Below are 14040 nucleotides of genomic sequence, written 5' to 3' on the forward strand. Positions count from 1 at the left end.
GTTCGGGGGGCGCCTGGCCGGAGCGCTGGCCTTGCCCACGAGTCCCCCGAGTCCCCCGCTTCCCCCTGATCCCCCGCGGCGAACCGTCCTCAAGGCCGGACTCGCGGCCGGTTTATCCGGGCTGCTCCTGCCGGGCCTGGGTGCGTGCACGCCGACGGACCGCCCGGCCACCGTCACCGTGGCCGGCGGCGAGCCTGGCGGCTTCTACCTGGAGTTCGCCGAGCTGCTGGCGGCATCCCTCCAACGTCACGGGGTGGCCGGCTTGGCCACGGCGCTGACTACCGGCGGCAGCCTGGACAACCTCGAACATCTGCTGACCGGCAAAGCCACGTTCGCCGTCGCGCTCGCGGATTCGGCTGCCCGAAGCACAGCGGTGGGTGAGTCGCCCGCCGTCGGACTTTCCGCCGTCGGAAAGGTGTATGAAAATTACGTCCACTGCGTCATCCGGCACAACAGCGGGATCCGGGACATTAGCGGGCTTGCCGGCCGGACCGTGGCTGTCGGCGAGCCCGGCTCGGGGACGTCGCTGACCACTCCGCGGCTGCTCGAGGCTGCCGGGCTGAGCAGCACTGCGGGCACCGCCGGCGGCGTCACGGTGCTGAGCCTCGGCCTCAACGAGGGCCTCGCGGCACTGCGGGACGGAACGGTCGACGCGTTGTTCTGGTCAGGCGGCGTGCCTACCGCGGCCATTGCCGCCGCGAACGACGACGTCGGGCTGGGTTTCCTCGATCTGTCGCCGCTGCTGCCGGCACTGCGGGCGAAATACGGCGTCTTCTACGACCGGGTGCTGATCCCGGCGGGCGCCTACGCGGGCATTCCGGCCGTGTGGACCGTGGGCGTGGCGAACCTGCTGCTGTGCCGGAGCGATCTTGATGACCGTACCGTCAAGCGGACCGTCGAATTGCTGGTGGGCCACGCCGAGGAACTGATTCCGCGTTCCAGCCTGGGGGTCCAGTTCCTGAGTCCGGAATCCTTGATCAACACCGCGGGTTTGCCCCTGCACCCCGGCGCCGTTGCGGCGTACCGGGAGCTCCACGGGTAGGTGGGGCGAATCGGGTGGCACGTTGGCTGGCTGCCGCGTCACGCACAGCACGCTTTCAGCGGGCTTCGTCCACCAAAAGGGCCTGCAAACCGAGGATTTCAGGGGATTTCCAGCCGAAAGCTGCCCGGGACTGAACCATAAGCATGCTCTGCGTGACGCCCGCGGTCAGCTCCCCGAGTGCGCAGCAAGGAACGAGTAGACCTCGGTCTCGTCCACGCCGGGGAACGCGCCGGGCGGCATCGCGGCCAGCAGGTGCGTGTTGGCGCGAGCCGCCGGCCAGGCGTTTCCGGCCCACTCGGAGGCCAGCGCTGCCGGGGGCCGCTTGCAGCAGTTCGGGTCGGGGCATGTGGACTTTTCGCGCGCCGTGGTTTCCCGGCCGCGGAACCACTTCACGTGCTGGTACGGCACCCCGATGCTCAGGGAGAACTCGCCGCTGGCCGATCGCTCCGTCCGGGCCGTGCACCAATATGTGCCGGACGGAGTATCCGTGTACTGGCTGTACGCGCTGAACTTGTCCGGCACATCAAACACCGCCCGCGACGTCCACGCCTTGCATGACGGCTGGCCCTCGATGGCGCCGGTGTGGTCCATCGGGAACGTCACGCCGTCGTTCTCGTAGGCCTTGTAGATGATGCCGCTCTTGTGGGTCTTCTGGAAGTGGGTAGTGATGCCCAGGTGCTTCGTGGCCAGGTTGGTGAAGCGGTGCGCGGCGGTCTCGTAGGAGACGGCAAAGGCGTCACGGATGTCCTCAACCGCGATTTCCTTGGCAGCCTTGGCCTTCTGCAGGAAGTCCACGGTGGCCTGCTCGGGCAGCAGGAGCGCGGCCGCGAAGTAGTTCGTGGCCACCCGCTGGCCGAGGAAGTCGCCGTAGTTTTTCGGCGTCTCGTGCCCCAGGACGTAGTGCCCCAGCGCCTGCAATAGCACCGAGCGGGGGTCGTGGTCCTGCCGCTGGCTCTGCGTCAGGTAAATTCTGTGATTCTTCAAATCCGTCACTGAACGGGTGGAATGCGGCAGGTCGCTCACGTGATGGAGGGTGAATCCGAGCTTCTCGGCGATGTCGGCGATGACGTGCTGACTCAGCGGCCCGGCCGTGTAACCCACCAGCCCCAGGACCTTCTGCGCCTCGGCCTCATACTCCGGGAAGTAGTTGCCGCGCTCACGCATCATGGCACGCAGTTCACCGTTCGCGCGGCGGGCTTCCTCCGGCGTCGCCACTTGCTCGTTCAGCTTGCGTTCGAGCTCATGCAGCAGCCCCACCTGCGCCTCCAACACATCGACCGGAAGCCGCGAGCTGATGCGGATTTTGGGCAGATTAAGGGACTCGTACAGGGGCCCGCGCTGGTAGCGTTCCAGCTCAATTTCCAGGGCCGCGCGGCGGCTCGGCGGCTCGGCGCCAAGCAACTGGTCGATGCTCACGTTCAGGGCCGCGGCCAGCCCCTGCAGCAGGGAAAGTTTGGGCTCCCGCTTGCCGTTTTCAATCAGGCTCAACTGGCTGGGGGCGGTCCCGACGGCGGCGCCCAAGTCATCGAGTGTGTACCCGGCCTGCTTGCGCAGATGCCGCACGCGGCGGCCCAGGCTGATGACGTCCAGTTCCGGGGAGGCGGCGGACGACGGTGGCAGTACAACTTCGCGGTTCCAGCTTCCAGGCGTCATTTCTTGAGCATACGCGAAGAAATGCATTTCTTTCCATGGTTTTCCCCTAGAGAAGTGTTGTGAAGTGCTGAAAAGTAGTAATCACGGAAAGAAACACCGCACCGGGAAGCTGGCCGGAGCTGCAAGGAAGCAGCTTCGGCCGGCAGATAACCACCCGGAGCTCAATCAAGGAGACAACGATGACTGCAGCATTTGAGCCCACCCAGCAGACGCCCGAAGAGCAGGCCGCCGCCCTGGAGCTCGAGTGGTCCGCCAACCCCCGCTGGGAAGGTGTGACCCGTGACTACAAGGCCTCGGACGTCGTCAAGCTCCGCGGCCGTGTCTCCGAAGAACACACGCTGGCCCGCCGCGGATCCGAGAAACTGTGGAAGCAGCTCACCGAAGAGCACAAGACCGGCGGGTACACCAACGCCCTGGGCGCACTCACCGGCAACCAGGCCGTGCAGCAGGTCAAGGCCGGCCTCCGCGCCATCTACCTCTCCGGCTGGCAGGTTGCCGCCGACGCCAACAACTCCGGCCACACCTACCCGGACCAGTCGCTGTACCCGGCCAACTCGGTTCCGACCGTGGTGCGCCGCATCAACAACGCACTCCTGCGTGCGGACCAGATTGAGTTCTCCGAAGGCATCCAGACCGTTGAGGACTGGATGGTGCCGATCGTTGCCGACGCCGAGGCCGGCTTCGGCGGCCCGCTGAACGCCTACGAGCTCATGAAATCCATGATCCAGGCAGGCGCGGCAGGTGTGCACTGGGAAGACCAGCTCGCCTCGGAAAAGAAGTGCGGTCACCTCGGTGGCAAGGTGCTGATCCCCACCCAGCAGCACGTCCGGACCCTGAACGCGGCCCGCCTGGCCGCCGATGTCGCCGGCACCCCCTCGGTGGTCATCGCCCGCACCGACGCCGAGGCAGCCACGCTGATCACCTCCGACGTCGATCCCCGCGACAAGGAATTCGTCACCGGCGAACGCACGCCGGAAGGTTTCTACAAGGTCCGCAACGGCATCGAACCCTGCATCGCCCGCGCCAAGGCCTATGCCCCGTACTCTGACCTCATCTGGATGGAGACGGGCACCCCGGACCTGGAGCTGGCCCGCAAGTTCGCCGAGGCCGTCAAGGCTGACTTCCCGGACCAGATGCTCTCCTACAACTGCTCGCCGTCGTTCAACTGGCGCAAGCACCTGGACGACGCCACCATCGCCAAGTTCCAGCGTGAACTCGGCGCCATGGGCTTCACGTTCCAGTTCATCACCCTGGCCGGCTTCCACGCCCTGAACTACTCGATGTTCGATCTCGCCCACGGTTACGCCCGTGAAGGCATGAGCGCCTACGTCGAGCTCCAGGAAAAGGAATTCGCCTCCGAATCCCGCGGCTACACCGCGACCAAGCACCAGCGCGAAGTCGGCACCGGCTACTTCGACGACATTGCAACCGCGCTCAACCCGAACGCATCAACCCTGGCACTGGTGGGATCCACCGAAGAAGGCCAGTTCCACTAATTTTCCCCAAGTAAGTAGCACTAAGTGTCGTTTTGGAGGCTCAAAACGACACTTAGTGCTACCCAGTTTGGGCACAGCTCCAGGAGATTGAAATGAACACCTTCACTGACAGCTTCACCATCAACGGGATCACTTTGGCCGCGCAGCCCATTTGCCGGCAGGACGAGGTTCTTACTCCGGATGCACTGGAGTTTGTCGCCAAGCTGCACCGGGTCACGGCCGAGCGCCGGCAGGAACTGCTGCAGGCACGCAGGACCCGCCGGGCGGACATCGCCGGCGGCCAGGATCCGAGGTTCCTCCGCGAAACCGAGGACATCCGCAACGACCCGTCGTGGCGCGTCGCTCCCCCGGCCCCGGGCCTGGAGGACCGCCGCGTGGAAATCACCGGACCGGTGGATAAGAAAATGACCATCAACGCGCTGAACTCCGGCGCGAAGGTCTGGCTTGCTGACATGGAAGACTCCTCCACCCCCACCTGGCGGAACGTCATCAAGGGCCAGCTGAACCTCACCGATGCGCTGGAGCGCCGGATCGATTTCACCTCCCCCGAGGGCAAGGAATACAAGCTCCGCCCGGCCGACGAACTGCCCACCATCGTGGTGCGCCCCCGCGGCTGGCACCTGCCCGAGAAGCACATGATCATCGACGGCGCTCCCGTGGCCGGCGGCATCGTGGACTTCGGCCTGTTCTTCTTCCACAACGCCCACCGCCTGCTGGCCCAGGGCAAGGGCCCGTACTTTTACCTGCCCAAGATCGAGAACCACCTCGAGGCACGGCTGTGGAATGACATCTTCATCCTCGCCCAGGACCTGCTGGGCATTCCGCAGGGCACCATCCGCGCCACCGTGCTGATCGAGACCATCACCGCGGCGTTCGAAATGGAGGAGATCCTCTACGAACTGCGTGATCACGCGTCGGGCCTGAACGCCGGCCGCTGGGACTACATCTTCTCCCTGATCAAGAACTTCCGTACCCGCGGCCCCCGGTTCGTCCTGCCGGACCGCGCCCAGGTGACCATGACCCAGCCGTTCATGCGTGCCTACACCGAACAGCTGGTCCGTGCCTGCCACAAGCGCGGCGCCATGGCCATCGGCGGTATGGCCGCTGCCGTTCCCAACCGCAAGGACGAGGCCGCCAACACCAACGCGTTCGAGAAGGTCCGTGCCGACAAGACCCGCGAGGCCAATGACGGCTTCGACGGCTCCTGGGTGGCCCACCCGGACCTGGTTCCGGTCTGCCGCGAAGTGTTCGATGCCATCCTTGGCGAGCGTCCCAACCAGCTGGACCGCACCCGTGAGGACGTCATCCCCGATGACCGCGCCCTCATCAACGTGGCCGCCACCGAAGGCACCATCACCGAGCAGGGCATCCGGAACAACATCGAGGTAGGCATCCGCTACATCGAGTCCTGGCTCCGCGGGAACGGCGCCGTCGCCATCCACAACCTCATGGAGGACGCCGCCACCGCGGAAATCTCCCGCTCCCAGATCTGGCAGTGGATGTTCGCCAGCGCCATCACCGACCGCGGCGAAATCATCACACACCAGTGGATCGAGGAACTGCTCGACGAAGAGTTCGCACGCCTGGAACGCTTCGACGGCGACCGCTTCGAAGACTCCCGCGACATCTTCGAGGAAGTCACCCTCGGCCAGGACTTCCCGTCCTTCCTGACCCTCCCCGCCTACGCCCGCTACCTCACCGAGGCCCGCGAAAAGGCAACCAAAGAGGAGCTCGCCGCGGCCTAGGGCTGCAGCAAGCTCACTGAATAGATTTCCGTCCGCCGGGCAGGCACGCCCTTCGCAACAGGCACCCCGAGATCCGGGGAGCCGGCCCGGCGACGGAACACCCGTGTGACCCGCGGACGCTCTCTCACTTAATGCAAGAAAACCCGGGACGCTCTCTCACTATCCTCAAGATAGTGAGAGAGCGTCGGTCGTTAAGCTGCGTTAAGTGAGAGAGCGTCGGTAAATCATGCAGGGGACAAGGGAACGTACGACGGCGGGACGCGTCAGCGTCCTTTCGGCACCAGCCGCACGGCCAGGGTTGTGCAGACGAAGAACATCAGCACCGAGCCCAGGATCACCAGCAGCGCCGGGGTCCACGAACCCGAGGCGTCGTGCACGAAGCCCACCAGCGGCGGGGCCACCGCCCCGAAGCAGTAACCGAGCCCCTGGACCGTGGCGGACATCCGGCCCGCGGACACCTGGTCCCGGGCCAGCTTGATGATGGCGATGAAGATCAGCGTGATCCCGCCGCCCTGCGCGATGCCGCCGAACGTGGACCACAGCCACCACAGTTCCGGCGCCAGCAGCAGCCCGGCCGGCACGACCGTCCACAACAACCCCACGGTGACTGCCGTCGTCGTCGTACTGAAATACTTGGCCGCGAAGGGCACTCCCAGGCCGCCAACAATGGCGAAGATCTGGAACAGCGATGAGCCTGCCCCGGCCGCCGAAGCAGACATGCCAAGCTCGTCGTTGAGATAGCTCGGCAGCCACGCTGTCACCGCGTAATAGGAAAACGCCTGGCCGGCGAAGCCTGCGGTGAGCCCGGCGGTAATCCAGCCGGAACCCTTGACGGCCGGGTGCTCCTGCCCGCCGGCCACCACGGTGCGAGAGGGCACAAACGCGGTGCGGGCGCCCACGGCGAGGGTCCAGAAAACAATGGCAATCACGGCCAGGATGCCCACGGACACCAGGGCCACCCGCCAACCGGCCAGCTCGGCCAAGGGAGCCGTGACCATGGATGTCAGGAATGATCCGATGTTCAGAGCCGCGGTGTACACACCCATGGCGGTCCCTTGGCGCAACGGGGAGAAGTCGCGGCGGATAATCAACGGCACGGCGATATTGCCCACCGTGATGGCGAGGCCAATCATCACCGTGCCCACAACCACCGGTCCCGGGCCGCCCGCCGAGCGCACAATCACGCCTGCCAGGACGCCAAGGATGGTGACGGAGACGGCGAACTCCGCGCCGAGCTTCCTCGTGGTCAGTGACGCCAGCGACGCGGCGAGCGCGAAGCACAGCACCGGGATGCTCGTCAGCAGGCCCAACATCACGGGGGTAAACCCGAGGTCGGCCTGCATCAGGTCAACCACCGGGGCAACGGCCACGAAAGGTCCACGCAGGTTCAGCGCCAGCAGTCCGATACAGGCCAGGAGAATCCAGCCCTTGGGGACTTTGGCCAGGAACTGTCCGCTCATGAGGATTCCGCGGTGGCTAAAAAGGATTTCATCACTTCCATTGCTATCACGGCGCATTGCCCCCACGCCCCAGTCAACGTCATGGCGCCCTGGCATACGATGAAGCTCACACCAGCGGGCCCCAACGTGCGGGGATATTAAGCCGCACCCTCGGACGAAGGAACAGACATGCAGCAACGGCTTGCCATCCTCGACGACTACCAGGACGTGGCGCACGCCTTCGCCGACTGGTCCTCCCTGGAATCGACAGGCGTCACAACGTCCGTCTTCCGCGAGCCCTTCCAGTCCGAGGACGCCCTGGCAGCGGCGCTCGCCGACTACCAGATCGTCATTGCGATGCGTGAGCGGACCCCGTTCCCCCGTACCGTGCTGGAACGGCTCCCGGCGCTGAAGCTGCTGGTGACCACCGGCATGGCCAACGCCGCCATCGATGTGGCCGCAGCAGCGGAACTCGGCATCACCGTGTGCGGCACGCCCGGGTCACCCACAGCCGCGCCCGAACTGACCTGGGCTTTGCTGCTCGCGATCGCCCGCAACCTCCCGGCCGAGGAGAACTCGCTGCGCGCCGGCACGTGGCAGACCTCGGTGGGGATGGAGCTGTCCGGCAAGACCTTGGGCATCGTGGGCCTGGGCAAGACCGGGCGGCGGATCGCGGCCTACGGGCAGGCGTTCGGCATGGAGGTGCTCGCCTGGAGCCAGAATCTCACCGATGAGGCCGCGGCTGAGGCCGGGGTCCAGAAGGTCAGCAAGGAGGACCTTTTCAGGAATTCCGACGTCGTCACCCTCCATCTGCGGTTGTCTCCCCGTTCCGAGGACATCGTGGGTGAGCAGGAACTGCGGCTCCTGGGTCCGGAAGGCATCCTGGTGAACACCTCGCGGGGTCCGCTGGTGAACCAGGATTCCCTGGTGCGGGCTTTGAACGAGGGCTGGATCCGGGGCGCGGCCCTGGACGTTTTTGACCAGGAACCACTTCCCGCGGGCCACCCGCTGCTCAGCGCCCCCAACACTGTCCTGTCCCCGCACCTCGGCTACGTGACAGCGGAGAGCTACCGGCAGTTCTACGGTGGCGCGTTCGAGGACGTCAAGGCCTGGCTGGAGGGAACGCCGGTCCGCGTGATTACGGCCTCTAAAGGCTAACCGGCCGCCTGGAGAGTTGCCTCAATGGCTGCAGGCGACAACACGTACTGCGTGACCATCTGGCTCGCACCAAGAATCGCCGCCTGGTCCCCGGCCATGGAAAGGGCGATCCGCAGGTGGCTGGTTGCCAGCGGCAAGGACCGCCGGTAGACCACTTCGCGGACGCCGGCCATCAAATGCTCTCCTGCCTGGCCAAGGCTCCCGCCGATGACAATGACGGACGGGTTGAGCAGGTTGACCACGGTGGCCAGCGCGTCGCCGACATCCCGGCCGGCCTGGCGCAGGGCGTGGATGGCCTGCAGATTTCCGGCATGGAGCAACCGCAGGACCGGTCCAGCGCTGTGGGGACTAGAATCCGGCCAATTCAGCGCGTCCGGCCGGGCTCCCGTCGTTAATCCATTCCCGGAGCAGCCTTCCTGACAGTAGCTCGTCAATGACCATGAAAGCGGCGCCCCGAAGTCCTGCCTGATCTCCTGTAGGTGACGCCAGGATCCTCAGGTTTCGGGTCGCCAGGGGCAGGGAGCTGCCCAACACTGTCCGCCGGACTTCGGCCAGATAAAGGTCACCAGCGTCAGCGACCCCGCCCCCGATCAGTACCAGCGACGGATTGAAAACATTGACCAGCAGTGACACGGCCTCGCCTACTTCCCTGGCTGAATGGAGCAGCAGATCGGTCGCGTCGGCATCGCCCCTACGGCCAGCTTCGGCGATGTCGCGCGCAGAAACAGAACCGCGCTCCGCAAGGACCGCGGCCAGCAGCCGGCTCTTTCCAGATCGCGCCGCGTCCTCCCCCTGCCGGGCGAGCGCGGCTCCCCCCGCCATGGCTTCCAGGCAACCGCGCTTGCCACAGCGGCACACGACGGTGTCCGGTCCCATCCTGATGTGGCCGATGTCCCCGGCACTCCCCAAAGCCCCCCGGTGAAGCCGGCCCTGAGAAATCAGTCCTGCACCGATCCCTGTTCCCACCTTGACGTAAACGATGTCCGAGTGCCCACGAGCGAGTCCGTCCCGAAATTCACCGAGTGCCATCAGGTTCACTTCGTTGTCCACCCAGACCGGAGCAGAGAACCGGTCCTGGAAAAATGCCCGAACGTCAAAGCCATCCCAACCCGGCATGATGGGCGGCACTACCGGCTTGCCGGTGGCGAACTCGACGGGTCCGGGCAACCCCACCCCTATACCCCAGAGGCTGGCCGCCGGCCGACCCCCCTCGAGCATCTGTCCAAACAACTGGCCTACCCGGTCCAAAATCAACTCCGGCCCCGCATTGATGTCGCACGGTTCTTCTAACGCTGACGCGACCCGGCCATCCAGATCCGTCAGCGCGACCCCCAGGCTTGACGCTCCCAGCTCGGCTACCAGTACCTGCCCTGCGGAGGCCCTGAAAGCCAGCTGACGCGGAGCACGGCCTCCTTGGGACGGACCGGTCGCCCCTTCCACCAATAGCCCCGAGCCGAGAAGGTAATCGACCCTCTGGGAGACGACGTTTCTCCCGAGCCCGGTTGCGCGCACAAGCTCCGGGCGAGTTAGTGCTTTCCCGGAGCGGACGGCATTCAGGATAGGAGCCAGTGAATCCACCTGCTCGCCTGGAAGCGCTGGATTTCCGATATTCCCCGTCACGTTTTCGACTCCTTAACTTCGTTGATCTGCAACCATTATCCCCCACGGGGTTGACTTTTGCACGTATCGTGCATAACTTTATGTTGTTGCGAGTCACACAAGACAAGGTGGCGTCGCTAGACATCGGCCGAGGGTCCAGAGCGGTACCCAGCCTCATATTCATTGGAGAATAGTCATGAAATACAAGCTCCCGCTTGTTGTTCTTGCCACGGCGCTTGCTTTGACAGCGACCGGCTGCAGCTCGTCCACAACCGCCACCTCAACTCAGGACGCCGGTGTGTCAGAGAAGGCGGACGCAGCGTTGGCAAAAATCAAGGGCCAGGTGCTCAGCAAGGGTCCGAACGGCGAAGAGCCTTCACCAGCCTCCGTAGCCGAGCTCAGTGAAGAGGATATCTCAAAGGTCAAGGCCCTCGGCGCCACGGCCGCCATCGTCATGCACTACGGCGGCAACGACTGGGCTAACGCCCAGACCGCTGGTCTGAAGAGCGAATTCGCCAGGCTTGGCATAAAGGTCATCGCGACCACCGATGCCAACTTCAAGCCGGACAAGCAGGTGTCCGATCTCGAGACCGTCATGATCCAGAACCCAGACGTCATTGTCTCCATCCCCACGGATCCGGTGGCGACAGCGTCCGCATATAAGAAGGCAGCGAGTACCGGGGCCAAGCTGGTATTCATGGATAACGTTCCCCAGGGGCTCACCGCGGGCAAGGACTACGTCTCCGTCGTCTCCGCAGACAACTTCGGCAACGGGGTCGTATCCGCCCATCAGATGGCCAAGGGGCTCGGCGGTAAGGGTGATATCGGTGTCATCTTCCATGAGGCCGACTTCTTCGTCACAAAGCAGCGCTACCAGGGCTTCAAGGAAACGATCACCAAGGAATACCCCGGGATCAAGCTCATCGAGGAAAAGGGCATCGCCGGCCCCGATTTTGCCGGCGACGCACAGTCTGCGGCCAACGCGATGCTAAGCAAGCACCCTAACCTCGCGGGCATCTGGGCTGTGTGGGACGTCCCGGCAGAAGGCGTAATGGCTGCGGCCCGGGCTGCAGGCCGTACCGATCTGAAGATTGCAACCCAGGACCTCGGCAAGAACGTCGCCATTGCTATGGCCAAGAACGAGCTTGTAGTCGGACTCGGCGCCCAGGTTCCTTTTGACCAGGGCGTCACTGAGGCCCGTCTCGGCGCACTCGCCCTGTTGGGAAAGAGCACACCGGCCTACGTGGCGCTCAGCGCGCTTCCCGTAGACCATTCCAACGTTCTTGAGGCATGGAAGCAGGTCTACCACGAAGACGCTCCGAAGGACCTTCAGGACTCATACAAGAAATAGCCGGCAGTGTGGCAATGCTGAAATCCTGCCCCACCCAGTGAAAGTGATCTCACCATGAACACAGAAGACCCGGCCGTCGAGATGCGCTCGATCTCAAAGGGATTCAACGGAGTCAATGTCCTCAATGACGTGGCCTTCGAAGTGCGCACTGGAGAGGTGCATGCGCTGGCCGGCGGAAACGGAGCCGGTAAGTCCACGCTGATGAAAATTCTCCAGGGCGTCTACCATGCGGACGCCGGCAGCATCCTCGTTGCCGGAAAACCTGTCGACATCAATTCGATCCAGGACGCCAAGGCAGCCGGAATCGGCATGGTGTTCCAGGAATTCAGCCTTGTCCCAAGCCTCACTGTCGCCCAGAACATCTTTCTCGCCGCAGAGCCGCAGGGCCGCAGCGGGTTGATCGACGACCGCGAGGCCGTCCGCAAGGCTCGCGAGATTTTCGCGGACATGGAGGTCGACGTCGACCCGCGGGCCCATGTTTCCCGCCTCGGCACCGCCTACTGGCAGTTGACGGAAATCGCCAAGGCCCTGGCGCAGGACGCCCGCGTCCTCATCATGGATGAACCGACGGCGAGTTTGGCCCGGCATGAGACAGAGGCGCTCTTTGATCTGGTGGCGAGGCTCAAGAAACGCGGGATATCCATCATCTACATTTCTCACCGGATGGATGAGGTCTACCGCATCGCGGACCGCATCACGATCCTGCGCGACGGACGCCGCCTGCTCACCGAGCCGCTGACCAACGTCACGCCGGAGCAAATCGTAGAAGGCATCGTCGGCAAGAAGATTGAGGGCCAGCTGAGCTATCGGCAGCGGGACGACTACTCGGCTACGGCCATTCCTGTTCTTGAGGCCAAGGGCATCAGTTCCGGCAACCGCGTCCGTAATGTGTCCTTCACGCTGCATGCCGGAGAAATTCTTGGGCTTGCCGGCCTGATGGGCAGCGGAAGAACGGAGCTCGCCAGGGTGTTGTTCGGCATCGACCCACTGGAGAGCGGGGAGATCTGGATCGGAGGCAAGAAAGCCGCCATAACTAGCCCCCGGCGCGCCATTGAGGCGGGTCTGGCGCTCATTCCCGAAGACCGCAGGGCCCAGGGGCTCGTCCTTGACCACTCCGTTCGTGACAACCTGCTCTTGCCGCTGCTCGACCGGATCCGGCGCGGACCGTTGCTCGATACGGCAGCCGGCAAGTCCTTGTCAAGCTCCCTGATTAAGAAGTTCGCCGTGAAGGTTGCCCACCCAGGCAAGCCGGTGCGTCTGCTCTCTGGGGGAAACCAGCAGAAAGTCGTGTTGGCCAAGTGGCTCGGCACCGAGCCGGATGTTCTCATTCTCGACGAGCCCACTGCCGGGGTCGACATTGGCACCAAAAGCGAAATTCTGGACATGATCCGCGAACTCGCCAAGGCAGGAAAGGCTGTCATCGTCATTTCGTCGGAATATCCCGAACTCCTCGCGGTCAGCGACAGAGTGCTGATTCTGAGGGACGGATCCATAACCGGTGACCTCAAACGAAGTGAAATCGCTGACGAAGAATCACTACAACTCGCAGTCCAGGGAGTCTGATCATGAACAATTCAACCGTCTCAACGAAAGCCTCCGGGGGAGGGGCGTCAGACAAGTTCAAGCGCACCTTGCGTGAGCTCGACTGGCGCCGCTACGTCATCTACATAGGCTTCGTCGTCGTCTTTATCTTCTTTGCCGTACTGTTGCGGGACCAGGGGTTCCTTTCCCCGAACAACCTTCTGAACATCTTCCGGCAGACAGCGACCATCACCGTCATCGCGGTCGGCATGACCTACGTCATTGCCTGTGCGGAGATCGACCTCAGTGTGGGTTCCGTCGCCGGCCTGTCCAGCGTTTGTACTGCCATGGCACTCTCCCAGTGGGGAATTGTTCCGGGCATCCTCGCCGGCCTCGCGGTTGGACTCGTTGTCGGATCCATCAACGGTGCACTCGTCAGCCTTCTCGGAATACCCTCATTCCTCGTTACTCTTGGCATGCTCGGAATTGCCGTCGGGGTAGCGCAATGGATCACAGCCTCGGCACCGCAGCCGATCCTTAACGACACCTTCAACTTGTTGTTCGGCTCCGGCAACTTTGGACCGGTTCCCGGACTGATTGTGTGGAGTGCCATCTTCGTGGCCATCGGCGCCGTCGTACTCTCCCGGACTAAGTTCGGGCGGCAGGTCCTCGCGACGGGTGGCAACCGCACGGCTGCTGATTTCACCGGCATCAATACCAAGCGCATCAAATTTCAGGTGCTGCTGATCTCGGGCGTCGTTGCCAGCTTCGCCGGAATGCTCTACGCCGGACGGCTCGAGTCAGGCCGGTTCCAGTGGGGCAGTGGCGACGAGCTGTCGGCCATTGCTGCAGTGATTCTGGGCGGCACAAGCCTCTTCGGAGGCGCAGGATCGGTGGTCGGCACACTGTTCGGTGCACTGCTGATCGGTTTGATCAACAACGGCCTGATCCTGGCCGGCCTGGACAGCAGCCAGCAGCAGGTGGTGCGCGGAGCGATCATCATTCTCGCTGTTGCGCTCGCCCGCAAGAAGTGACC

9 protein-coding genes and 1 pseudogene are annotated in these 14040 nt (G+C 64.0%); 7 read left to right on the forward strand and 3 right to left on the reverse strand.

All coding sequences use genetic code 11. The features are described 5' to 3' along the window. Positions 1–31 precede the first annotated feature (31 nt). Entirely contained in the window at positions 32–1042 is a 1011-nt protein-coding gene (locus NG697_RS07855; protein WP_256472822.1) for a TAXI family TRAP transporter solute-binding subunit, read from the forward strand. 165 nt (positions 1043–1207) lie between these two features. On the opposite strand, the gene NG697_RS07860 is transcribed toward NG697_RS07855, so the two are convergent. After that, on the reverse strand, positions 1208–2722 hold the full coding sequence (locus tag NG697_RS07860) for an XRE family transcriptional regulator (RefSeq protein ID WP_252613956.1): 1515 nt from the start codon (positions 2720–2722) through the stop codon (positions 1208–1210). A gap of 152 nt (positions 2723–2874) precedes the next feature. Between NG697_RS07860 and aceA the strand changes: the two genes are divergently transcribed. Both aceA and aceB read left to right on the forward strand, forming a co-directional pair. Beyond that, entirely contained in the window at positions 2875–4191 is a 1317-nt protein-coding gene (aceA, locus tag NG697_RS07865) for an isocitrate lyase (protein ID WP_252613957.1), read from the forward strand. A gap of 92 nt (positions 4192–4283) precedes the next feature. Continuing rightward, complete coding sequence (gene aceB, locus NG697_RS07870) at positions 4284–5936, forward strand: malate synthase A (RefSeq protein ID WP_252613959.1); 1653 nt, start codon at positions 4284–4286, stop codon at positions 5934–5936. Between the two features lie 263 nt (positions 5937–6199). Here the strand turns inward: aceB and NG697_RS07875 are convergent, their stop codons facing one another. Beyond that, positions 6200–7396, reverse strand: coding sequence for an MFS transporter (locus NG697_RS07875; RefSeq protein ID WP_252610175.1), 1197 nt, complete (start codon positions 7394–7396; stop codon positions 6200–6202). A gap of 168 nt (positions 7397–7564) precedes the next feature. Between NG697_RS07875 and NG697_RS07880 the strand changes: the two genes are divergently transcribed. Beyond that, the gene (locus tag NG697_RS07880; RefSeq protein ID WP_252613960.1) at positions 7565–8533 is read left to right on the forward strand and encodes a D-2-hydroxyacid dehydrogenase family protein; all 969 of its coding nucleotides are present in this window, start codon (positions 7565–7567) and stop codon (positions 8531–8533) included. Here NG697_RS07880 and NG697_RS07890 read toward each other — a convergent pair. Then, a pseudogene (locus NG697_RS07890) lies at positions 8530–10153 on the reverse strand (ROK family protein). The gene NG697_RS07880 and the pseudogene NG697_RS07890 overlap by 4 nt on opposite strands. 175 nt (positions 10154–10328) lie before the next feature. On the opposite strand from NG697_RS07890, the gene NG697_RS07895 reads away from it, so the two are divergent. The 3 genes from NG697_RS07895 to NG697_RS07905 are packed head-to-tail and all read left to right on the forward strand — an operon-like array spanning position 10329 to position 14038. Beyond that, a complete protein-coding gene (locus NG697_RS07895) occupies positions 10329–11483 on the forward strand; it encodes a substrate-binding domain-containing protein (protein ID WP_252610168.1) in 1155 nt (384 codons plus the stop codon). A 54-nt stretch (positions 11484–11537) separates the two neighbouring features. Beyond that, on the forward strand, positions 11538–13046 hold the full coding sequence (locus NG697_RS07900) for a sugar ABC transporter ATP-binding protein (RefSeq protein ID WP_252610166.1): 1509 nt from the start codon (positions 11538–11540) through the stop codon (positions 13044–13046). 2 nt (positions 13047–13048) lie between these two features. Beyond that, positions 13049–14038 (forward strand): ABC transporter permease, encoded by a 990-nt coding sequence (locus NG697_RS07905; protein ID WP_252610164.1) that lies wholly within the window; start codon positions 13049–13051, stop codon positions 14036–14038. Positions 14039–14040: the final 2 nt, after the last annotated feature.

It is taken from the genome of Pseudarthrobacter raffinosi, assembly GCF_023913835.1.
GTDB classification, from domain to species: domain Bacteria; phylum Actinomycetota; class Actinomycetes; order Actinomycetales; family Micrococcaceae; genus Arthrobacter; species Arthrobacter raffinosi.